The sequence below is a fragment of the Nostocoides jenkinsii Ben 74 genome (assembly GCF_001046875.1).
GTDB lineage: Bacteria > Actinomycetota > Actinomycetes > Actinomycetales > Dermatophilaceae > Nostocoides_A > Nostocoides_A jenkinsii.
On the sequence record NZ_HF571038.1, the window covers coordinates 1,590,937 to 1,611,748 of the forward strand.

General features: G+C 69.8%; 22 protein-coding genes and 2 pseudogenes. 8 read left to right on the forward strand and 16 right to left on the reverse strand.

What is annotated here, in order from left to right; all coding sequences use genetic code 11:
* Positions 1-78: 78 nt before the first annotated feature.
* A complete protein-coding gene (locus BN13_RS07375; RefSeq protein WP_048545667.1) occupies positions 79-687 on the reverse strand; it encodes an FG-GAP repeat domain-containing protein in 609 nt (202 codons plus the stop codon).
* Between the two features lie 12 nt (positions 688-699).
* Between BN13_RS07375 and BN13_RS07380 the strand changes: the two are divergent.
* Positions 700-1,047 (forward strand): annotated as a pseudogene (locus BN13_RS07380) (formylglycine-generating enzyme family protein); the annotation flags it as partial.
* A gap of 19 nt (positions 1,048-1,066) precedes the next feature.
* On the opposite strand, the gene BN13_RS07385 reads toward BN13_RS07380, so the two are convergent.
* The 5 genes from BN13_RS07385 to BN13_RS07405 form a co-directional block, all read right to left on the reverse strand.
* Positions 1,067-1,714 carry a response regulator gene (locus BN13_RS07385; protein ID WP_048545669.1) on the reverse strand — a complete coding sequence of 216 codons (648 nt, stop codon included), beginning with the start codon at positions 1,712-1,714 and terminating at the stop codon, positions 1,067-1,069.
* Positions 1,711-2,838, reverse strand: a complete 1,128-nt coding sequence (locus BN13_RS07390) for a sensor histidine kinase (protein ID WP_048545670.1) — start codon at positions 2,836-2,838, stop codon at positions 1,711-1,713. Before BN13_RS07390 ends, BN13_RS07385 begins: the two co-directional genes overlap by 4 nt.
* Before the next feature lie 64 nt (positions 2,839-2,902).
* The gene (locus BN13_RS07395; RefSeq protein WP_048545672.1) at positions 2,903-3,376 is read right to left on the reverse strand and encodes a DUF6326 family protein; all 474 of its coding nucleotides are present in this window, start codon (positions 3,374-3,376) and stop codon (positions 2,903-2,905) included.
* Between the two features lie 155 nt (positions 3,377-3,531).
* Positions 3,532-3,897: a bleomycin resistance protein gene (locus BN13_RS07400; protein ID WP_048545674.1), complete on the reverse strand. Its 366-nt coding sequence runs from the start codon at positions 3,895-3,897 to the stop codon at positions 3,532-3,534.
* 167 nt (positions 3,898-4,064) lie between these two features.
* On the reverse strand, positions 4,065-4,403 hold the full coding sequence (locus tag BN13_RS07405) for a CHAP domain-containing protein (protein WP_048545676.1): 339 nt from the start codon (positions 4,401-4,403) through the stop codon (positions 4,065-4,067).
* A gap of 555 nt (positions 4,404-4,958) precedes the next feature.
* On the opposite strand from BN13_RS07405, the gene BN13_RS07415 reads away from it, so the two are divergent.
* A complete protein-coding gene (locus tag BN13_RS07415; RefSeq protein WP_084733625.1) occupies positions 4,959-5,543 on the forward strand; it encodes an AMIN-like domain-containing (lipo)protein in 585 nt (194 codons plus the stop codon).
* 4 nt (positions 5,544-5,547) lie between these two features.
* Here the strand turns inward: BN13_RS07415 and BN13_RS07420 are convergent, their stop codons facing one another.
* Genes BN13_RS07420 through BN13_RS07435 form a run of 4 tightly spaced genes read right to left on the reverse strand, consistent with a single transcriptional unit; the run spans position 5,548 to position 10,418 of the window.
* Positions 5,548-7,488 carry an ABC transporter permease gene (locus tag BN13_RS07420; RefSeq protein ID WP_084733626.1) on the reverse strand — a complete coding sequence of 647 codons (1,941 nt, stop codon included), beginning with the start codon at positions 7,486-7,488 and terminating at the stop codon, positions 5,548-5,550.
* Complete coding sequence (locus BN13_RS07425; protein ID WP_157038494.1) at positions 7,485-8,147, reverse strand: hypothetical protein; 663 nt, start codon at positions 8,145-8,147, stop codon at positions 7,485-7,487. Before BN13_RS07425 ends, BN13_RS07420 begins: the two co-directional genes overlap by 4 nt.
* 52 nt (positions 8,148-8,199) lie before the next feature.
* The gene (locus tag BN13_RS07430; protein ID WP_157038495.1) at positions 8,200-9,339 is read right to left on the reverse strand and encodes a DUF4407 domain-containing protein; all 1,140 of its coding nucleotides are present in this window, start codon (positions 9,337-9,339) and stop codon (positions 8,200-8,202) included.
* A 14-nt stretch (positions 9,340-9,353) separates the two neighbouring features.
* Complete coding sequence (locus BN13_RS07435; RefSeq protein ID WP_084733627.1) at positions 9,354-10,418, reverse strand: TIGR03617 family F420-dependent LLM class oxidoreductase; 1,065 nt, start codon at positions 10,416-10,418, stop codon at positions 9,354-9,356.
* A gap of 140 nt (positions 10,419-10,558) precedes the next feature.
* On the opposite strand from BN13_RS07435, the gene acs reads away from it, so the two are divergent.
* From acs to BN13_RS18300, 5 genes are all read left to right on the forward strand, one after another.
* Positions 10,559-12,523: an acetate--CoA ligase gene (acs, locus tag BN13_RS07440; RefSeq protein WP_048545691.1), complete on the forward strand. Its 1,965-nt coding sequence runs from the start codon at positions 10,559-10,561 to the stop codon at positions 12,521-12,523.
* Between the two features lie 187 nt (positions 12,524-12,710).
* On the forward strand, positions 12,711-13,607 hold the full coding sequence (locus BN13_RS07445; protein WP_048545692.1) for a phenylalanine 4-monooxygenase: 897 nt from the start codon (positions 12,711-12,713) through the stop codon (positions 13,605-13,607).
* A gap of 75 nt (positions 13,608-13,682) precedes the next feature.
* A complete protein-coding gene (nhaA, locus tag BN13_RS07450) occupies positions 13,683-15,008 on the forward strand; it encodes a Na+/H+ antiporter NhaA (RefSeq protein WP_048545693.1) in 1,326 nt (441 codons plus the stop codon).
* A 17-nt stretch (positions 15,009-15,025) separates the two neighbouring features.
* Positions 15,026-15,421, forward strand: coding sequence for a phage holin family protein (locus BN13_RS07455; RefSeq protein WP_235433968.1), 396 nt, complete (start codon positions 15,026-15,028; stop codon positions 15,419-15,421).
* Positions 15,422-15,460: 39 nt separating this feature from the next.
* Entirely contained in the window at positions 15,461-16,342 is an 882-nt protein-coding gene (locus BN13_RS18300) for an alpha/beta fold hydrolase (protein WP_053079748.1), read from the forward strand.
* A 25-nt stretch (positions 16,343-16,367) separates the two neighbouring features.
* Here the strand turns inward: BN13_RS18300 and BN13_RS20200 are convergent, their stop codons facing one another.
* Entirely contained in the window at positions 16,368-16,910 is a 543-nt protein-coding gene (locus tag BN13_RS20200; RefSeq protein ID WP_235434138.1) for an NUDIX hydrolase, read from the reverse strand.
* Between the two features lie 177 nt (positions 16,911-17,087).
* A pseudogene (gene nth, locus BN13_RS20205) lies at positions 17,088-17,741 on the reverse strand (endonuclease III); the annotation flags it as partial.
* Between the two features lie 81 nt (positions 17,742-17,822).
* Here nth and BN13_RS07470 point away from each other — a divergent pair.
* Entirely contained in the window at positions 17,823-18,500 is a 678-nt protein-coding gene (locus BN13_RS07470; protein WP_048545697.1) for a Crp/Fnr family transcriptional regulator, read from the forward strand.
* 1 nt (position 18,501) lies between these two features.
* On the opposite strand, the gene BN13_RS07475 is transcribed toward BN13_RS07470, so the two are convergent.
* The 4 genes from BN13_RS07475 to BN13_RS19955 are packed head-to-tail and all read right to left on the reverse strand — an operon-like array spanning position 18,502 to position 20,762.
* Entirely contained in the window at positions 18,502-19,326 is an 825-nt protein-coding gene (locus BN13_RS07475) for an MBL fold metallo-hydrolase (protein ID WP_235433969.1), read from the reverse strand.
* Complete coding sequence (locus BN13_RS07480) at positions 19,323-20,129, reverse strand: NUDIX hydrolase (RefSeq protein ID WP_053079749.1); 807 nt, start codon at positions 20,127-20,129, stop codon at positions 19,323-19,325. Before BN13_RS07480 ends, BN13_RS07475 begins: the two co-directional genes overlap by 4 nt.
* Positions 20,130-20,134: 5 nt before the next feature.
* On the reverse strand, positions 20,135-20,605 hold the full coding sequence (locus BN13_RS07485; protein ID WP_048545699.1) for a RidA family protein: 471 nt from the start codon (positions 20,603-20,605) through the stop codon (positions 20,135-20,137).
* Positions 20,606-20,609: 4 nt separating this feature from the next.
* A complete protein-coding gene (locus BN13_RS19955) occupies positions 20,610-20,762 on the reverse strand; it encodes a hypothetical protein (RefSeq protein ID WP_201329061.1) in 153 nt (50 codons plus the stop codon).
* Positions 20,763-20,812: the final 50 nt, after the last annotated feature.

Below are 20,812 nucleotides of genomic sequence, written 5' to 3' on the forward strand. Positions count from 1 at the left end.
GGGGTGGGGCGGGGACGGCAGTGAAGCGGTGGCGGGGGATCCATGCAGCCCCCGCCACCGCCGTTCGTTGGCCGCCGGTCACACGCCCTTGGCGTAGGCGTAGCGCCAGCCGCTGGTGGCGGGAAGGGACTTGATCAGGCCGGGCGAGCCGGTGAGGGCCGCGCTGCTCTTGGCTCCCCATACGCCCCAGAGGTTGACGCCGGCGTCCGGTGCGGCATGCAGCAGCGTGAGGTCAGCCGCGCCGTCCCCGTTGACATCGCCCGAGACCGGCTGTGTCGAGCCGAACACCCAACCGGCGGTGCCCGCCGACGTAGCCCCCTTCACCGGCGCGGCCGACAAGCTCGTCGTCGTCTTGGCGCCATTGATCTTCCAGAGGTACATCCCGGTCGCGCCGGCGGCGTGCAAGATCGCGAGGTCAGCCGCCCCGTCACCGTTGTAGTCCCCGGCGCTGACCTTCTCGGAAACGAGATTCCAGCCAGCACCGCTGGGCAGGACCTGAGCGAGCCGAGGCGTCCCGCTCAACGGAGACGTGATCGAGCCGTTGAGCATCCAGACGTTGACGTCCGTGCCGCCGGCACCGTGGAGGATGGCTAGGTCGGCGCGACCATCCCCATTGAAATCACCGGCAATCGGGGCGGACTTTTCCCGGTCCCAGCCATTGCTCGCTGGCAGCGAGTTGCGCAGCACCCGGGTCGACAGCGGGGTGCGCAGGCCGTGGGGACGAAGCAGCCGAATGCGTTCGGCCTCTTCGACATGCTGGGGAATGTGTGGGAGTGGTGCTGGGATTACGCCGATCCGGCCCGCTATGCCGACTACCGCGTGCTCCGCGGAGGTGGGTGGGCCGACAAGCATTGGAGCGTCCGCGCCTCGGTGAGGCGCGGCAGCATGCCGAGCGCGCGACTGGACGACGTCGGATTCCGTATCGTCTCGGGCGCGGTCGGAGACGGCTCAACCCCGGCCGCTCAGGGGTGGTCGAGGCAGGCGGATGAGGAGCGCGCGCAGATCAGCGGCGCGCTGCCAGTCGGCTGGACACCACTACGCACATAGGGGCGGGAGGGAGCCATCCTCACACGCGTTTGGTGTGATGCGCCCACATGGCGATCTCAACCCGGTTGCGAACGTTGAGCTTGGCCATGAGAGAGGCGACGTGGCTCTTGACTGTGCTCAGGCCGATGAACAGCTCGGCGGCGATCTCGGTGTTGGTTCGACCGCGAGCGACGAGCACGAGTACCTCCTCCTCTCGATCGGTGAGCGGATGGACCGGTTGGTCGACGGTCGCGGGCGCGTTCGCGACGAACTGCTCCAGGAGCCTGCGGGTGACGTTCGGGGCAATGAGCGCGTCGCCTTTGGCTGCGGCGTGGATGGCTTGGGCGAGCAGGTCCGGTCCGGCGTCTTTGAGGAGGAATCCGCGCGCCCCGGCGCGCAGCGCCCCAAGGACGTACTCGTCAAGGTCGAAGGTCGTGATGACGACGACCGCCATCGGGTCAGCGACGTCCGGTCCGGCCAGGCGTCGGGTCACCTCGACACCGTCGATTCCGGGCATCCGGATGTCAACGAGGAGGACGTCGGGGCGCAGCCGGGTTGCAAGCTCGAGTGTCGTGGGGCCGTCGGCGGCCTCCCCGACGCATTCGATCCCGGGATGCGCGCCCAGGATCATGACCAGCCCGGCCCGGACGAGGTCCTGGTCGTCGGCGACGATCACGCGGATGCTCATCCGCGGCTCCCTGCCGGGATGACGGCCTCGACGACCCATCCGCCGTCAGGGCCGGGGCACGCGGTCAGCGATCCGCCGAGAAGCTGGGCGCGCTCGGTCATGCCGATCAGCCCAAACCCGGGCCGTGCCCGCATCCCGGGCGGGCACAGCCCGTCGTCAACGACTCGCAGCCTGACGTCGCTGCCGACCCGGGATACCTCGATCGCAACGTGAGTGGCGCCCGAGGCGTGCCTGACGGCATTGGTCAATGCCTCCTGCGCGAGCCGGTAGACGGCGGTGTCGACGGAGCGCGGCAGGTGGGTCAGCTCTACCGCGACGGAGACTTCGACAGCCGGGTTGGCGTCCGGGCGGGATAGAGCCGACAGGTCGGCAACGCCTAGCTTCGCTGTGTCTGCGCCCTCTTCGTCCTCGCGAAGGATCCGCACCATGTTCCGCATTTGGGTGAGGGTATTGGAGGCTTCAGCCTCGATCGCGCCGAGGATCTCCGCCGCCCGGTGCGGTTGGGTCTGTGCGACGACACGGGCGGCCTGCGCCTGCACAGCGATCGCCGAGACGTGGTGGGCGACAGTATCGTGCAGCTCGCGCGCCAGGGTCAGACGCTCCGCGTTGCGGATCTCGCGCTCTTGTCGCTGCCACAGGTCGGCGCGATAGCGGACGACCGTCCCCACGGTGACGAAGAGCAGCAGGAAGACTATGGAGCCCATGACGGTGGCGAGCGTTGCGGCGGAGGCATAGAGACCCAGCCCCGCGACCGCGAGGACGCAGGTGACCCCGGCGACGACCTCCCGTCCAGAGCCCCAGCGGGCCAATGCGTAGAGCGGGATGAGGATCGCCATCATCGAGGCAAGGCCGAGGGCCTCGCTTCGGGTGACGATCTGGAGGACGGCGAGCGCCCCGGCGATCCCGAAGCCAACGAGGCAGGTGATCAGGGGGTGGCGCCGACGCCAGAGCAGAACAGGCATGTATGTCATCGCGAGCGCGGTGACGTACGGCTGGCCGGGCAGATCCGGCCGGGCAAGGCCCTCGACCAGGGCGACGGCCTCGAGTCCGCCGACGAGAAGCCAGTCGTGACGACCCACCGGCGGGGAGCCTGCGGGTCGTGGCTCGCGCCAGGCGGCGATCACGGCTTCATCGTAGGGGCGGGCTCGGCAGGGCGCACACCTGCCGAGCGATCGGCATCGATGCTGGTCAACTGTGCTGTAGCTGTGAGTAGCTGTTCACCGACGCTGCCGGGGTAGTCGCCGACCAGGTCCAAGCGGTGCGCAGGATGAACCCGAGGATGACCATCTCGAGCGCGAGACCGAGACCGTAGTAGACCAGCCACTCCCCGCCGAAGACGTTGAAGGCCATGTAGGGGACGAGCAGGATGGCGACGACGAGGTTCGTGACGCGGTTGGCTCGAATCGGCAGTGCCGTCGAGAGCAGGATCATCAGCACCGGGACTGCAGTGAGCGCGAGCGCCGTGACCGCGAAGGTCTGGCTGATGTCGAAGGTGAAGACCTTGCCCTTGAGGATGTCCTCGACGACGCCCGGCTTGTACAGGCCGAGGAGGTCGACGTAGACGTAGAAGAACATGAAGCTCGTCCAGGCTGCGGCGAGCTTGGTCTGGACCGGAACCTGCGCGGGGTGCAACGTGGTGCCGTCCCGTCCTGGGGTGATCATCGAGGGTCGTTCCTTCCGGTCAGGAGATCGTTGGTCCTACCAGCGTGGCTGCAGCCGGCTGCTGACACATCCGCCCCGAGGCTCGAATCCACCCATACCAAAGGTCGGTTCGTGTGACCTCCCATCGGGTGGTCCGCCCCTACCGACGACCTGAACTAAGCGGCGTTCTCGATCAGGTTCAGCTGCGTCCCATCAGGATCGACGAGGAATCCCGCGCGTTGACCCCAGGGCTGCAACTGCACAGGGTGCAGCCGCGGGCGCCCGGTAGTCTTTTCGAGGACGCCTGCCTCGTTGATCTGCCGATACAGCCCATCGAGGTCATCGACTCGGACGCTGCACATGAAAGAGCTCTCCTCCGGCACGAGGCCTGGGAAGAGGAAGAACTCCAACCGAAGCTCGCCACGGCGAAGAATCAGCCAACCCTCATCGCGATACTCCCGCTCGAAACCGAACTCCCCATAGAACGCGACCGTGTCGTCGAAATCGCGAGACGGCAGATTCGGCACTGCGTGATCGGTCATATCCGAAGCCTAACGACGGTGTCCCAGAGTGAAATCGCCGCATCTCGACGGCGCGACGTCGCGGAGGTGGATGAAGTGGTCCGGGAAGGCGGAGTCTGAGCGCGGGATTTCGCGAATGGCCGATCCACCCTGCCAATTCGACTCCGAGACTCGGATGGACGTGCTGGTCACGACTCGACGTAGGCGACGTGACCGTAGGAGCCCGCGTAGCCACTGTTGGCCTCCCACTGGGCAATGGCGCCCACGACGGGGGTCGTGTCGACCCGGATGCCGTAGCCCGCGGCCTTGTTGTCCCAATCGCGCGCATTGCCGAGGTTGCCGGGATTCGAGGCACCATTCTCCGCCGCCCGGAGCGCGGCGTAGTTGGTGCAGTTGTTGCCACTCGCGTCTACCGGGTGGCCCCAGGTGGACGCCCCCAGGTAGCCGGTGGATCGGATGCAGTCGATGCCCGTGGTGTCCCGACAGACATTTGTGTATGCCGAGGCCGGCGTCGCGACGACCGACAATGCCGAGGATGTGCAGTTCGGCGAGGGCGATGTCGACCTCGGTGCGGGGCAGCCCGGTGCCGGACGCAAGCGCCGACACCGCAATCGGACCTCGGCGCAACGCCTCCCGGTAGACCCGCTCGTGCTCGGGCGCGATGCCGAACTCCTCAAGTACGCGTGGGGATTCGGTGCCTTCCTGGCCCAACTCGGTCACGGCACCAATGTGCCACAGCAATGCTCTTGGCAGACGTGCCGCCCGCTTGTGAAGGTTATCGACGTCACTCCAGGCACCGCCCCCGACAGTGCCATCGAAAGGTTCCAACCATGCGCCGCATCCTTCTGTCCGTCGTCGTCGCCGCCAGCTTCACGGCCGTCGCAGCCCCCTCGGCGCACGCAGTGAATCCAGGGACGCAACTGGAGTGCTGGACCCTGATCTGGCCGAACCCGGACACGAAGCCCTCTGTTTGCCCTTCGAAATGACGCGGTGATCGGCGAGGGGCGGGCGGCTCACGTCAACCCCAGGCTGCGCCCGCGCGTCTAGTAGATGTCAGCAGGCACAACTGCCAGGAGGAAGTCATGAGCATCACCCGTCGCCTCGCCGCCCTGGGCGCAACCGCCCTCGTCGCCGGAGCCGGATTCGCCGCCGCCCCGACCAGTTCGGCCAGCGCCGGCCCCGCGGCTGCGTCGGCCGCAGCCGCCGCCACCTGCACCAAGACGTGGGGGTCGCTGCCCAAGACCAACTCCACGATGGTTGTCGGCCCGCTCACGAATGTTCGGGCCGGCCGCCACGCGTGCTACGACCGCCTCGTGTTCGACGTCCGCGGCAAGGCCCCCGGATACCGGGTCGAGTATGTCGACAAGCTGATCCAGGACGGCTCCGGCACGGTCTATCCCCTGCGCGGCGGCGCCAAGATCAAGATCACCTTGCACGCGCCGTCCTACGACCAGAACGGCGACATCGTCTACCTGCCGCCGAACAGGGCCGAAGCGGTCAATGTCACCGGCTTCACCACTTTCCGCCAGGTGCGCTGGCTCGGTTCGTGGGAGGGCTACAGCGAGATGGGAGTCGGTGTCCGGGCGCGCCTGCCCTTCACCGTGCACACGCTCTATGACGGCACGAACTCGAAGGTCGTCGTCGACGTCGCGCACAGCTGGCGCTGACGCCTCAGCGGCGCTCTTCGCGGGCGGCCTGCCGGACCCATAACGTCGCAGCGACAAGCGCAACCAGCGCCATCACTGCCAACGCGAGGACCGGCCCGCCGACCCCGGCCGCCGCCGCCCAGTGCGGGGAGCAGAACTCCTCCCCCGCCCGGCAGGCGGCGTCCACACCGGCCAGGTCCTGGCTGCTGGCCAGGCCGCGGAACACCCAGTAGCCCGGCGTCATCGCCGCGAACGGCTGGATCGCCGAGTCCTCGATCGCAACGAAAGCGCCACACAACAAGATCTGCGCGACGAGGACCGCGGCGACGCCCCACAAGACCCGGGGTTCCCGCCGCCCGAGCGCGCTGATCGTCAGCCCGATGGCCGTGGCCGCCGCCGCCCCACCCAGCGCCACCAGGCCCGCGACGGTGACGGACCCGATGCTCCCCTGCCCGATCAGCAGGACCAGCGGCAGCAGGGCGGGCACGAACCCGGCGGCGAGGAGCGCGGCATACCGCCCCAGGATGTATGCCGCGGGCGACAGTCCCACGGTCACGTCCCGGACCACGGCTCGCCGTTCCCGGACGATGTCTCGCGCCGCCGTAACCAGCGGCGGCAGGACGATGGCCAGCGTCATAAAGCCGAGCAACAGGCGCGGGGTCTGCGTATTGGCACCCACATAGGTCGGGTCGAGGTTGCCCCAGCCCAATACCAACAACGCCAACATGACCAGTACCGCCCCCGGCGCGAGCAGGGCGAGATAGGCCTCGCCGCGCCACCAGAACTCCTCCAGTCGTCGCAGCGCCAACCGCCGCACGGCGGGGACCAGCGCGGGCCAGCTACGCCGGGAGGCCGTGATCGCCGCGCCCGCGTCCGGATCGAAGGGCGCCAGCGCCGGGCGCACCTGCGTCGACCAATCGGCGGCCGGATCGGCCAACTCCGCATACACCTGGGCGAAGTCCCACTCCCGATCCGCCCCGAAGTGATGGGCGGCCTCGGCCGCGGGACCGAGATAGGCCAACCGCCCGCTGCCCGCCCGCGTGACGTCAAGCAGCAGCACCGCGTCGGCGACGCTCATCGCCATTGGCGAGTGCGTCGTCAGGATGATGGTGCGCCGACCGACCTGGGCGAGAGCCTGCAGCATCCGCAGCAGTTCCGCCTCGTCCTCCGGGTCCAGCCCAGCGGTGGGCTCGTCGAGGATGAGCACGCTGGCCCGGGCCAGCACCTCCATCGCGATCGCCGCGCGTTTCGCGGCGGCCGGCCCGAGGTCCGCCAGCGGCGTGTCCAGGTGGGCGGTGAGCCCGAGACCCTGCGCGACCTCGTCCACCGCCGCCCGGCGATCCGCGCGCGGCGCCGCCGGCTGGCGCAAGGCAGCCGTATGGGCGAGTGCCCGCCGCAGCGGCAACGGTCCGGTGAGCAGGTTGTCGCGCGGGACGATGCCCAGGGCGCCCCGAATCAGGGGCGCGGAGTCCTCGGTGAGGTGGGTCGCGCCATACGAGATCCGGCCGGAGAAGGGCGCGACTCCGGCGAGGGCGCTGACCAGCGCACCCGTCGGGCGTTGGGCGGGGCCGGCGATGGCGAGGATCGCGCCGGGGGCGACGTCGAACGACACATCCTCGACGAGCGGCCGACCGCCGGGGGTGGTCACCGTCAGCCCGCGGACTTGGACCGGGACCTCCTGGATCGCCGGCAGGGCGCGCGGCTCCCGTCGGCGCTGAGCACGGCTGAGTGCAAGGCCACTGACCGGGTCATTCTTGAGATCACCGATCCACGGCCGCGGGACGCCGAGCAGGTTCTCCAGGCGGCCGAAGTCCGGGTCCGCCTCGGCTCCGAAGGTGGCCCGCGGGGCGCGTACCCAGATCGTCGCCGGGCCGTCCGGGGTGGGAATTTCCAGCGCCGGCTGGGCGCCGTCGAGGTGCACCGGGCCCGAGCTCAAGTCGTCCGCGGGCGGCGGCGTCGGCCTCATGACGTGCGGATCGGGCGCGTCGGGTCGCTAGGGCCCAGCGGCGCGTCGACGTCATACACCTCGTCCGACCCGTGCTCGGGGCGGGCCGGGCGCGGCGCACTTTCCTCCGACGTCGACATCGACGCCGATGTGGCGTGGTCGGGCGCGGTGCGGGCCGGGCGGCGAACCGGCGGACGCGGGGTCGATCCGTCATCGCGCGAGCCAACCGCCCACGAGCCGTCCGTGGCCCGCTGGACCGAGAGGCCGTTCACGCCGGCGCGCGCGCCGTCCGGCAGCGTCAGCGATCCGTCGGGACCGACGAAACTGTCGCCCCACGGCCCGGCCACCCACGCCCCACCGGCGGAGTCGAAGGCCGCTCGCCGCGACTCGCGCATCGAGGAGCGCAGGAGGTCGGATTCGGCTTCGGCCTGGTCCACCGAGACGAGTTGCTCCAGCACGCGGTTGTGCTCAGCGCGCGCCACGGCCGTCTCATACGGACGCCGCTTGCGGAGGGAGACGAGGGCCTTGCCGAGGATCGGCATACAGTCCAGCGCGATCAGGAAGAGGCGGGTGATCATGATCGCCGCCGCCAACGGGGTCAAGCCCAGCCAGCGGTGCGCCTTGAGCGCGTCCGCCTCGACCGCGGAGTCCACCGCCGTCGCCGCGGGCGTCGTCGGCACCACCGGCGCCGCCGTCGACCCACCGCTCGCGCTCTCGCTCGGGCTCGCTGAGTCACTGGGGCTGGCTGCGTCGCTGGGGCTGCCCGTGCCGGTGGACGTCGCCGTCCCGCTCGGGCTGGCCGTCGAACTCGCACTCGGCGTGGCATCGGGCGTCGCGCTCGGCGCCGGCTGCACCACCGGCCGGTTTGGCCGGGTCGCCGCCGAACGGATAGTCGCTGCTCGCCAACTGCTCCAGCGCCTGGATGCGGATCAGGATGCCCTGACCATAGGAGTTGAGATTCCCGGACTCGTTCTGGGCCTTCTTCAGGTCCTCCAAAGCCTTGTTGTATGCCGTGACCCGGTCCCCCTCGGCCGTCCCCACCTGCGTGGTCAGCAGGGTGATCTGCTCACTGAGCTGGGTGTTGGTGGTCTCCAGGGTCTTGGCTTCCGCCCGGGCCTTTTCCGCCTGGAACTTGTGACCCTCACAACGCGGGCCGCAGCCCTGCAGGCCGGACAGGTCTTCGCCGAAGGTGTCACCATTGCTGCCCGAGGCCTCGGCGCGAGCGAGGGCTTCCTCGCTGCTGGCCTTCTCGTTCAGGGACCCGATCTGCGCCAGATTGGCGGTCCGCTGCGCGATCAGGCTCTCCAACTGCTGCTGCTCGGGCGTCTTGACGCTGGCGCCGTCGATGAGGTCTTGATAGCGGACGGCGTCGGCGGCCTGCGCCTCGCGCGCCGCGGCGGTCGCGATGCGCCCCACCCGCGCGTCGACCTCCTCGCGGAACGCCAAGAGCAGCAGCGGCTCGGCCACCAACAAGCCGATGGTCAGCGCCAGCAGGAACCGGGGGAAGAGCGCGAAGCCCATCCGCAGCAGCGACCCGTTCTTGACGCGCGTGGGCTGCCCGTCCGGGCCGGGCACGAACTCGATCGAGCGCAGCGGCAGCGACACCAGCATCCGGTCGATGACCAGGATCACCATGCCGTAGGCGAGCGCCAGCAGGCCGATCAGGACGAGCTTGAAGAAGGACGCCTCGGTTCCATAGGCAAAGGCGAAATAGAGCGTGACGAACATGCCGACCACGGCCATCCCCGAGGAGATGAAAACCGTCGACCCGAGCAGGGTATAAACCTTGATGTCCTCGGGCGTGGTGCGCAGGCGCTCAGGATCGGCGCCGGCCATCTGGGCCAGAAACAGCCGACTATCACGTTCTTGCACCGACTAAGGGTAGGTCACGCCGCGCCGCCGCCCCCAATTTCCGCGACCGCCCGCAGCGCCGCAGAACTCACGACGGGTGCCGAGTCGAAAAGCGTGACGCGGTCGGCGATGGAGCCATACCGCCGCATCACCTCGGCGGCCACGCTGCTCGGATCGCCGACGACCCCGACGGCGTGCAGCAGGTCGTCATCGATGAGCCGCCCCATCTCGGCCCACTTCCCCCGCATCGACAGGGAGTGCAATTCCGGCTGTATGGCCGTGTGGCCGTGCCGGGCGAGCACTCCCACGTAGGCGGGGGTGGAGGCATAAAAGGCGATCCGCTCCCGTAGCGCCGTCGTCGCCGCCGCGATCTCGGCGGGCGTCTCACCGGTCGCGATGAGCACCCCCGCGTCCACCTCGAACGGCCGCTGCGTCCACGCCTCCCCGGCGGCCTCCGACGTCGCCCGCGCCGCCCGCACCCCCGGCAGCACCTGCTCCCGCAGGAACTCCGGTGTCCCGAACGGGTGCGCGACGAGCCCGTCGGCCACCTCCCCCGCGACGGCGCACATCCGCGGCCCGACACCCGCGAGAAGCAGCGGCGGCGGGCCGCCGGTCAGCGGGGCGGGCGCAAACATCGGCGTCATCAGCCGGTGCTCGTAGAACTCACCCCGATACGCCAACCGGCCACCCTCTTGCCACGCCGCGAAGATCGCCCGCGTTGCCAGGATGAAGTCGCGCATGCGGGCGGCAGGGCGACCCCACGGCATCCCAAAGCGCCGCTCGATGTGCGGCTGGATCTGCGATCCCAACCCGACCACCGCGCGGCCGCCGCTGGCCTCCTGGAGCGACCACGCGGCATACGCCAAGGTCATGGGGGTCCGGGCGAAGGCGATGGCGACCCCCGTCGCCAACTCGATCCGCGGCGCCGTCGCGGCGGCGTGGGCCAGTTGCACGAACGGGTCGTATGCCGTTTCGGCCACCACCACGCGCCCGATCCCGAGCGCATCGGCCTCCCGGGCGACGCGATCGATCTCGTGGCCGGGTCCGGCGACGGCGATGGCAGCCCGCGGCGGGCGTGGGTCGGTGTGCGTGATGGCCATCCTCCATTGTCGACTGGCCCGTCAAGAACCGTTGGGCGCCGAGAGCCCCCCGCCCGCCGAGCGATAAGCGGCCCCGGTTGTAGCGCGCCATACCGGCCTGCCAAGGTGGGAGGAACACACCGTCTCGAGGAGGAGCCACCGTGTCCGAAGAAAGCCTGTCGGCCAGCCACCCGACCTTCCCTGCGGATCCTGCGTTCAGCGCGCAGGCCAATGGCACTGCGCAGATGTATGACGCGGCGGCCGCCGATCACGAGGGCTTCTGGGCCGAGCAGGCTCGGCGCTATGTGACCTGGTCCACCGACTTCACGCAGACCCTCGACTGGTCGGAGGCGCCCTTCGCCAAGTGGTTCGTCGGAGGCGAGCTCAACGCGGCCTACAACTGCGTCGACCGGCACGTCGAGGCCGGCAATGGCGACCGGGTCGCCATCCATTTCGAGGGCGAGCCCGGTGATACCCGCACCATCACGTATGCCGATCTGCAGCGCGAGGTGTCCAAGGCCGCCAATGCGCTGGAGTCTCTCGGGGTCGGCAAGGGCGACACGGTCGCCATCTATCTGCCGATGATTCCCGAGGCAGCCGTCGCGATGCTCGCCTGTGCGCGCCTCGGCGCCCCGCACTCTGTCGTCTTCGGCGGCTTCTCTGCCGAGGCGCTCAACACCCGCATTAACGACGCCTCCTGCAAGGTCGTCATCACCGCCGACGGCGGCTATCGCCGCGGCGCCCCCAGCGCCCTCAAGCCCGCCGTGGATGCCGCCCTCGACCACGCCGAGACGACGGTCAAGAAGGTCGTGGTCATCAAGCGGACCGGCCAGGACACCCCCTGGACCGAGGGCCGCGACCTGTGGTGGTCGGACCTGATGAACGCGGCGAGCGAGACGCACGAGGCCCAGCCGCACGACAGCGAGCACCCGCTGTTCATCCTCTACACCTCCGGGACGACCGGGAAGCCGAAGGGCATCTTCCACACGACCGGCGGCTACCTGACGCAATGTGCCTACACGAATTCCGTTGTGCACGATGTGCATCCGGAGACCGACGTCTACTGGTGCACCGCCGACATCGGCTGGGTCACCGGCCACTCCTATATCGTCTACGGCCCGCTGGCCCTGGGCGCGACCCAGGTCATGTATGAGGGCACCCCGGACACCCCGCACCAGGGCCGGTGGTGGGAAATCATCGAGAAGTACAAGGTGACGATCCTCTACACCGCACCGACGGCTGTGCGCACGTTCATGAAGTGGGGCCACGACATCCCGGCGAAGTTCGACATCTCGTCGCTGCGCCTGCTCGGCTCGGTCGGCGAGCCGATCAACCCCGAGGCGTGGCTGTGGTACCGCAAGTACATCGGCGGCGACCGCTGCCCGATCGTCGACACCTGGTGGCAGACCGAGACCGGGGCGATCATGATCTCGCCGCTGCCCGGGGTGACCACGCTGGAGCCCGGCTCGGCCCAGCGACCCATCCCCGGCATCAGCGCCGAGATTCTCGACGACGAGGGTATGCCGTTCACCGAGGCCGAGAAGGTCGGTTACCTCGTCCTCACTAAGCCGTGGCCGGCGATGCTGCGCGGCATCTGGGGCGACCCGGAGCGCTACAAGCAGACCTACTGGAGTCGGTTCGGCGAGAAGTACTACTTCGCCGGCGACGGCGCGAAGTACGACGCCGACGGCAACATCTGGCTGCTCGGCCGGGTCGATGACGTCATGAACGTCTCCGGCCACCGCCTCTCCACCGCCGAGATCGAGTCGGCCCTGGTCAGCCACCCCAAGGTCGCCGAAGCGGCGGTCGTCGGGGCCAGCGACGAGACCACCGGCCAGGCGGTCGTCGCGTTCGTCATCCTCCGCCAGGAGCACATCGAGGAGGCCGACGAGGTCGGCGAGGGTGTCGACCTCGTCAAGGAGTTGCGCAACCACGTCGCCAAGGAGATCGGCCCGATCGCCAAGCCACGCACGATCATGATCGTCTCGGAATTGCCGAAGACCCGCTCCGGCAAGATCATGCGCCGCCTGCTCAAAGACGTGGCCGAGGGCCGCGAGGTCGGCGATGTGACGACGCTGGCCGACACCACGGTCATGAATGCCATCAAGCAGGGCCTCGGCGACTGACCCCGGTCCACGCGACACCCAGCACGGATCTGAGGGGACTGGACAAAGTGTCCAGTCCCCTCGGCATACACCGGCGTATTTTCGTCGCTCTGCCCATCGACATCGGGCACCCTAGCCAGCCGCGACGGAATCGTGTTTTCCTGATCAAAAGGGGCGCACACTGGCGTGCCGCCGCAGGAGGTGGACCATGTTCGAGGAAGCTCAGCTCTATTCCCCGGTGACGACCGATGCCGATGGGCGCGTCGAGGTCCACCTTGGCGCCGGACACCCCGGGCTGAACGACCCCGCCTACCGAGCCCGCCGCGGCGAGATCGCCGCCGCCGCGCTCGCATGGGAGCCGGGCACCCCCGTGCCACTGATCACTTACACGCCCGCCGAGGACGAGGTGTGGGCGGTCGCGAGCGACGAACTTGCGCCCAAGCACCAGCGCTACGCCCACAGCGAGTACCTCCGCGGCAAGGCGGCCCTGGGTCTGCCCACCGATCGCGTTCCCCAACTGGGCGAGGTCACCGAGTCGCTACACGCCCTCACCGGGTGGTCGTATGTCTGCGCTCCCGGCCTGGTCGGGCTGCGCGACTTCTACGGCTCGCTGGGTGACCGGATCTTCCACTCGACCCAGTACCTGCGCCACCCCAGCCAGCCGCTCTACACCCCCGAGCCCGACATCATCCACGAGGTCATCGGCCACGCGAACCAACTGGCCTCGCCCCGCTTCGCCCGACTGACTGAGGCGGCCGGGAAGGCAACCCAGCGGCTGGAGTCCGATGCCGCGGTCAAGGTGGTCGCGGACGTGTTCTGGTTCAGCATGGAGTTCGGCGTGATGTGGGAGGCCGGCATCCTCAAGGCCTACGGCGCCGGCATCCTTTCCTCGTATGGCGAGATGGACGCCTTCTCGCACATGGAGATTCGCCCGCTCGACCTGGAGCAGATGGCGACGATCCCCTACGACATCACCACCTATCAGTCGGTGCTCTTCGCCGCCGACAATCTCGATCAGCTTGAGGATGTCGTGGGCGAGTTCTTCGACTCCGTCGACGACGAGGCCGCCCACCGCCTGCTGGGCGCGCACGCCCATACGGGATAGTTCCGGTAAAATCGTTCCTGGTGTGCCGGGAAGTCTGGTCGGCGTTGTCCCCCTCCCGACCCTCGCGAAGGCGCGATGAACACCCCAATCCTGCGCAAGATCCTGCTCTCCCGCCCCTCCTGGCCCGAGGCGTCCACCGTCCGGGCCGCCCTGCGCACCGAGACCGTCGGCGGGGCGCTTCTGCTCGGCGCCGCCCTCTTGGCGCTGCTCTGGGCCAACAGCCCGTGGAGCGATGGCTATGCCACCCTGCGCGACGTCAAAGTCGGCGTCGACTGGGGCCACTTGAAGCTCAGCCTCGGCCACTGGGCGGCCGACGGCCTCCTCGCGATCTTCTTCTTCGTCGCGGGCTTGGAGCTGAAACGCGAACTCCTCGTCGGCGACCTCCGCGATCCCGCGAAGGCGGCCGTGCCCGTGGTCGCCGCGGTCTGCGGCGTTGTCGTGCCCGCCCTGGTCTTCCTCGGCGCGGTGAAGTTGGCAGGCGGCGACGCGAGCGCCATGCACGGTTGGGCCATCCCGACGGCGACGGATATCGCCTTCGCGCTCGCCGTGCTCGCGGTTCTCGGCTCCTTCCTCCCGGACGCGCTGCGCTCCTTCCTGCTCACGCTGGCCGTCGTTGACGACGTCATCGCCATCACAATCATCGCGCTGTTCTATACGCGCGATCTCCAGGTCGCCCCGCTCCTGTGGGCGCTCCTCCCGCTCGCGGCGTTCGCGGCATTGACCCAACGCCGGATGACGTATGCCGCGCTGCTCCTTCCCCTCGCCGCCCTCACCTGGGCGTTGGTCCACGCCTCCGGAGTCCACGCCACCGTCGCCGGCGTGGCCCTCGGTCTCGTGGTCCCGGTCAAGCCGCGCGAGTCGGTGCCCGCGCTGAGCAAGCACTCCCCCGACACCGATGTGGCGCATCGGCTGGAGCATCGGCTGCGGCCGCTGTCGGCCGGTGTTGCCGTGCCCGTTTTCGCCTTCTTCGCCGCCGGTGTCACCGTCGTGGGCGGCGGTTTCGGGGAGGCGATGCGCGATCCCGTCGCCATCGGCATCATCGTCGCGCTCGTGTTGGGCAAGCTGCTCGGTGTCGCCGGGGGCACCTGGCTGTTGGCTCGCTTCACCCGCGCCGAACTCGACGACGACCTCACGTGGCTGGACATCATCGGGCTGGCCGCCCTGACCGGCATCGGGTTCACCGTGTCCCTGCTGGTCGGGGAGTTGGCCTTCGGGTCCGGCAGCGACCGCGACGACCACGTCAAGGCGGCGGTCTTGGTCGCCTCGGTGCTGGCGGCGGCCCTCGCCGCGGCCATCCTGCGCGTCCGCAACGCCCACTATCGGCGCATCCATGCGCGGGAGCACGACGACAGCGATAACGATGGTGTTCCCGACGCCTACCAGATCGTCCCATCCCCCTGACCGGCTAAGGTGTGCCCGTGGCTAGCTCCCCTGTCCAGGATGAGCGCACGGTCGGCCAGCTCGTCGCCGACGCGTCGCGCGACATCACCGCGCTCGTCAACGACCACATCGCTTTGGCCAAGGCCGAGGTCACCAGTGGCGTCAAGGTCGCCGGGAAGGGTGCCGGCATGTTCGCCGGTGCGGCCTTCGTCGGCCTCCTCGGGCTGATCTTCCTGTTCCTGACGCTCGGGCTCGTGCTCGATATCTGGCTGCCGCGCTCGCTGTCGTTCGGCATTGTGACCCTGCTGCTTTTCCTGGTCGCGGGCGTCCTTGCGCTGCTGGGCAAGAAGGCCATCTCCGCCGCGAAGCCCAAGCCGGAGAAGGCCATCACCGAGGCCCAGAAGACCGTCGCCGCGGTCAAGTCCGCCGCCTGAGCCCGGCCGGATTGAGCGCGGCCCGATCGGGGATCGGCAATGACCCCGGGCGATGCCCTCCTCCTCCCCGGACCGTGGGAGCACCGCTTCGTCGCGGCCAATGGGGCGCGCTTCCACCTCGTCGAGGCGGGGGACGGGCCGGCGGTCCTGCTCGTCCACGGTTTTCCCGGTTTCTGGTGGAGTTGGCGCGGGGTGATCCCGGCCCTCGCCGGCGCCGGCTTTCGGGCGATCGCCGTTGACGTGCGCGGCTTCGGCGCCTCCGACAAGCCGCCCACGGGCTACGACCTCACCTCCGCCGCCGCCGACCTCGCCGGCCTGATCCGTAGCCTCGGTGAGGACCAAGCCACCGTGATCGGCCACGGCCTCGGTGCCTGGACCGTGCGGCACCTGCCGGTCTTTGCCCCGGCTGTCGTGCGCGCCGTCGGTCTCGTCTCGGTGCCCGCGCCCCCGACCATCAGTGCGTATGGTGCGCTCCTCCCCCGCCCCGCCGGGCGCCGCTACCGACGCGCGCTCACGGTGGCCTCGGCCACCGCGACGGGGTCGGTGGACGCCGCCGACGTCGCGGCGGTCCTCCGCGCGGGCTCGGGAGGAGATAGAGGGTGGCTGACCGAGGAGGTGGTGGCGCGGCATACGGATGCCTTGGCGCAGCCCTTTGTCGCGCACGCGACCGACGAAGCCTTCGAGCGGCTCCGACCGAGCAGCCGTGAGCTCCGGCAGATCGCCCACCGGCGGGCGCTGACGTGCCGGGTTTTCGTCGCCCACGGCGCCCGCGACCCGATCGTCGGGATCGACGACGCGCTCCGGGTCACCCGCGAAGCCCAGGGCCCGCTGCGGGTCGAGATCCTGCCCGAGGCGGGGCACTTCGTCCCGGAGGAGGCGGGGCCCGAACTCGCCGGGGCGCTCGTCGACTGGTTGCGCTGAGCCCAGCGCCAGCTTCGGGGGGACCTCAGCGGCGAGACCGCAGGGCAACCGTCAACATGTCGTCCGGCAGGGGGCGCTGGACGCCCCGGTCCCACGCCCGCGCGACGCCGCCCAGGTCGAGCATGGACTCGATCAGCCCGGCCGTGAATCCCCAAACGAACAGGTCCGCCACGTCGAAACCTGGCCCGGTGTAACCCACCGGGGTCGTGACTGTGAAGCGGTTGGCCGGGTCGACCAGGTCCGTCACTGGCACCCGCACCACCCGGGCGACCTCGAAGTCGCTGGTGACCTCGGGCGTATGCCGCCCACTCCACCACCCGAGGACCGGTGTCACCGCGTTGGAGCTCGGCCCCAGATAGAGCGGCGGGAACTCGCCGAGCACCTCGACCCAGGACGGGTCGATGCCCACCTCCTCGTGGGTCTCGCGCAGCGCGGCCGCGACCGGGCCGGTGTCCTCGGGGTCGATCCGGCCGCCCGGGAAGGAGACCTGACCGGCATGCGCCCGCAGGTGTGGGCCCCGCTCGGTCAATAGCAGGTCGGGGCCGTCCGGCCCGGGGCCGAAGAGCATGAGGACCGCCGCGCGCTTCGTGACACCGGGGGGTGGGGCGAACCGGGTGAAGTAGTCCGGTGAGATTTCCGCCACGCGCGCTGGCAGGCCGCGCACCCAGTCGGGCGCCGATTCGTCCGGCGTCACGGTGCCTCCACCGACGCGGCGAGCGGGGCCGGCCGCGGGCGCGGGCGGCAGCGGTGCCAATTCGAAGCGAAGCAACCGCTTCGCCCGCTCCGGGTCGAGTTCACCGATGCCGACCGAGGGGCACAGTCCCGCGACCGGGCAGGCGCCGCACGCGGGCTTGCGGGCGTGGCAGATCCGTCGGCCGTGGAAGATCAGGACGTGCGACAACATCGTCCAGTCGCGCTTGGGGAAGAGCGCCCCGATCGCGTGCTCGACGGCGACCGGGTCGGATTCCTGCGTCCACCCGAACCGGCGCACGAGCCGACCGAAGTGCGTGTCCACGGTGATGCCCGGCACGCCGAAAGCGTTGCCCAACACGACATTCGCCGTCTTCCGGCCGACCCCAGGCAGAGTAACCAGATCGGTGAGCCGCCGCGGCACTTCGCCCCCGTAGCGCTCCTCCAAGGCGGCACCGAGCTTGATCAGGGAGTCGGTCTTGGCCCGGAAGAAGCCCGTGGGCCGGATGAGGTTCTCCAACTCGGCGCGGTCGGCCGCGGCATACGACGCCGCATCGGGATAGCGCGCGAACAACTCCGGGGTGACCTGGTTGACGCCCACGTCCGTCGTCTGCGCGGACAGGATCGTGGCGACCAGAAGCTGCAGCGGGGTGTCGAAGTCCAGCTCACAGTGGGCGTAGGGGTAGAAGTCCGCGAGGACGCGATACATCCGGCGGGCGCGCCGAGTCAGGGCAAGCGGGGAATCCGTCGACACGTTCGACACTGTAAGCGCATCTGGCAGACTACGGCCGTGGATCTCGACGTGCTTCGCCGCTCGCCCCTTTTTGCCGGGCTCGACGACCAGGCCAGCCATGATCTGTTGGCGGTCATGACCCCGATGCGCCTCGAACGCGGCGACATCCTTTTCCACGAAGGCGAGGCCGGCGAGCGCCTCTATGTGATCACCGAGGGCAAGGTCAAGCTTGGCCGCACCAGCTCCGACGGCCGCGAGAACCTCCTGGCCATCCTCGGCCCGGGTGAAATGTTCGGTGAACTCAGCCTGTTCGACCCGGGCCCGCGCACGGCGACGGCGACGGCGGTGGCCGAGACGCAGCTCGTCGGGCTGACCAATGAGGCCATGCATACCTATCTCGCGCGCAACCCGCGCGTCGCGTTGACCCTACTCGCGGCGCTGGCCCGCCGGCTGCGGCGCACCAACGAGTCCCTGGCCGACCTGGTGTTCACCGACGTGCCCGGCCGCGTCGCCAAGGCACTGCTCGAACTCTCCGGCCGCTTCGGCCGGCCCGTCGAGGAGGGCATCCTCGTCGCCCACGACCTCACTCAGGAGGAGCTGGCCCAGCTCGTCGGCGCCTCCCGAGAGACCGTCAACAAGGCCCTGGCCGACTTCGCGTCCCGCGGCTGGATCCGGCTGGAAGCCCGCGCGGTCCTGTTGATCGACCTCGAGCGCCTGCGCCGCCGCGCCCGCTGAGTCAGACCGGCACGCCCAGATAAACCAACTGGGCGGCGATGCTCAGCCGCGCCGCCGGCCAGACGGCTGTCGGCACATCGGCGTAGACGCGTTCGAGAACCCCCTCGACATCGACGGCGCCGTCAGCCAGCGCCGCTCGGACCTGGTCGAGCCGCTCGCGCCGGTGGACGCGATAGAAGGCCACCATCGCCGCGGCATCGGGGATCACCGGGCCGTGACCAGGCCAAATGCGCACGACCTCGCCGCTGCCGGTCAACGCCCGCAGGCGGTCCAGCGTCTCCAGGTATGCCGAGAGCTCCCCATCGGGGTGCGCCACCACCGTCGTGCCGCGGCCGAGCACGGTGTCTCCGGTCAGCAGGGCATTGTCGGCGGCAAGGATGAGACTGATCGAGTCGGCCGTATGCCCGGGTGTCGCCTCCACCCGGACCTCCAGGCCCCGGACCGACACCACCGCGCCGGCGCCGAGATCGTCGTGCCCCCGCCCGACGGCGAGGATCGGTGCCCCGACCAGGGTGGCGAGCGCGGGCGCGCCTTCGGCGTGGTCGGCGTGTCCGTGTGTCAGGACTATGCGGGTGATCGCCGCATCCATCGCCTGCGCCTGCGCACGAATCGCGGCGAGATGCCCGGGGTCGTCGGGGCCGGGGTCGATGACGATTGCTTCGCCCCCGCCGGGTTCGGCTAGGACCCAGGTATTGGTGCCGTCGAGCGTCATCGGACCCGGGTTGGGCGCCAGGACGCAGGCGGCACGGGGACTGATCGCCCCGCCGCGCCACGCACCGACCGCGGCCGACGGCTCCGGGGCTCGGGTTTGACCTGGTGAGGTCACGACCACTCCGCGCGCATGGCCCAGCCGGAGCCGTGCCGGACAGGAACCGGCTGGATGATCGGCACGTGCCCCCAATAGCTCGCCGCCTCGGCGGCTGTGGCGAGTTGGGCCAGCTCCTCCAGGCACGCGATCGTCGGCGGCATGAGGCCGGCGGGCTCGCCAGCCAAGACCTCCGCGGGGACGACCCACTCGGCGTGATCGGCCTCGCTGGTCTCCGCGTCCGCCGCCTGACCGGGCGGGACCAGCGCCGCAAAGAAGAACGTGTCGTAGCGGCGCGGCTCGATCTCGGGCGTGATCCAGTGCGCCGCGAAGGTCAGGGCGCCGGCGTCGGCCACCATTCCGGCTTCCGTCAGCAGGGACCCCAGGCTCACCTCTCGCGCCAGCAGCCGCCGTCGAGCGGTCTGCCGCCACTCCGGCCCGAGGTGGTCAGCCGTCGGCTGCGCCAGCAGGACCCCCGCCTCCTCGAACACTTCTCGTATGGCCGCGGCCACCACCGCGCCCGCGTCCGCCACCGGCAGGCCCAGGCGCTCGGCCCACTCCGCCGCGCTCGGACCCGTGGCCGGCAGGGGGTCGCGATCGCCGGCATCCACCCCGCCGCCGGGGAAGACGTGCCGCCGCGGCGCGAATGCCATCGACGCCACCCGGCGCTGCATAAACACCTCGACCCCGCGGTCGCCGTCACGAACCAGCATCACGGTCGCGGCAAGCCGGGCCGCGGGACCGGGCGCGGGGGCCGCGCACCACTGCGCGAACCGCTCGCCCACCTGCTCGGTGACCGGGATGGGGAAGTCTCGCCGCGGCATACGCCTCAGTCGATCGCGACGACGATCTCAACCTCGACGGGCGCGTCGAGGGGAAGGACGGCCACCCCCACGGCGGACCGAGCGTGCACGCCGGCGTCGCCGAAGGCCTTGCCGAGCAGCTCGCTCGCACCGTTGATAACCCCGGGCTGCCCCGTGAAGGCGGGGTCGCTTGCGACGAACCCGACCACCTTGACGACCTGGGTGACGCGGTCGAGGTCGCCGACCACGCCCTTGACCGCGGCAATGGCGTTGAGCGCACAGGTCTGGGCCAGCTCCTTGGCAGTGTCGGGGTCGACCTGCCCCTCGCCGGTGCCGACCTTGCCGGTCGCCGCCAGGGAACCGGCACGCATCGGCAACTGCCCGGAGGTGTAAACGAGATTGCCCTGCTGAAGGGCGGGCACATAGGCCGCGACCGGCTTGGCGACCTCCGGGACGCTCAGACCGAGCTCGGCCAGACGATCTTCGACAGCGGACATGCGCTCACTCCTTGGGACGCTTGAAATAAGCCACGAGGCCGCCACCGGGCCCCTGGACGACCTGCACGAGCTCCCACCCATCGGCACCGAAGTTGTCGAGGATCGCCTTAGTGTTGTGCACGATCAGCGGCGCGGTGAGGTACTCCCATGTGGTCATGGTCATGGACCCTATCGCTGAGTTCCGACAACCCTTCTTCGTAGGGTGAT

Excerpts from the sequence above, each read along its gene's own strand:
- BN13_RS07385 (WP_048545669.1), bottom strand. The coding sequence starts at position 1,714 with ATGAGCATCCGCGTGATCGTCGCCGACGACCAGGACCTCGTCCGGGCC.
- BN13_RS07395 (WP_048545672.1), bottom strand. The coding sequence starts at position 3,376 with ATGATCACCCCAGGACGGGACGGCACCACGTTGCACCCCGCGCAGGTT.
- BN13_RS07400 (WP_048545674.1), bottom strand. The coding sequence starts at position 3,897 with ATGACCGATCACGCAGTGCCGAATCTGCCGTCTCGCGATTTCGACGAC.
- BN13_RS07415 (WP_084733625.1), top strand. The coding sequence starts at position 4,959 with ATGAGCATCACCCGTCGCCTCGCCGCCCTGGGCGCAACCGCCCTCGTC.
- BN13_RS07420 (WP_084733626.1), bottom strand. The coding sequence starts at position 7,488 with ATGAGGCCGACGCCGCCGCCCGCGGACGACTTGAGCTCGGGCCCGGTG.
- BN13_RS07435 (WP_084733627.1), bottom strand. The coding sequence starts at position 10,418 with ATGGCCATCACGCACACCGACCCACGCCCGCCGCGGGCTGCCATCGCC.
- BN13_RS07445 (WP_048545692.1), top strand. The coding sequence starts at position 12,711 with ATGTTCGAGGAAGCTCAGCTCTATTCCCCGGTGACGACCGATGCCGAT.
- nhaA (WP_048545693.1), top strand. The coding sequence starts at position 13,683 with ATGAACACCCCAATCCTGCGCAAGATCCTGCTCTCCCGCCCCTCCTGG.
- BN13_RS18300 (WP_053079748.1), top strand. The coding sequence starts at position 15,461 with ATGACCCCGGGCGATGCCCTCCTCCTCCCCGGACCGTGGGAGCACCGC.
- BN13_RS20200 (WP_235434138.1), bottom strand. The coding sequence starts at position 16,910 with ATGCTCTTCGGCCCCGGGCCGGACGGCCCCGACCTGCTATTGACCGAG.
- BN13_RS07480 (WP_053079749.1), bottom strand. The coding sequence starts at position 20,129 with ATGCCGCGGCGAGACTTCCCCATCCCGGTCACCGAGCAGGTGGGCGAG.
- BN13_RS07485 (WP_048545699.1), bottom strand. The coding sequence starts at position 20,605 with ATGTCCGCTGTCGAAGATCGTCTGGCCGAGCTCGGTCTGAGCGTCCCG.
- BN13_RS19955 (WP_201329061.1), bottom strand. The coding sequence starts at position 20,762 with ATGACCACATGGGAGTACCTCACCGCGCCGCTGATCGTGCACAACACT.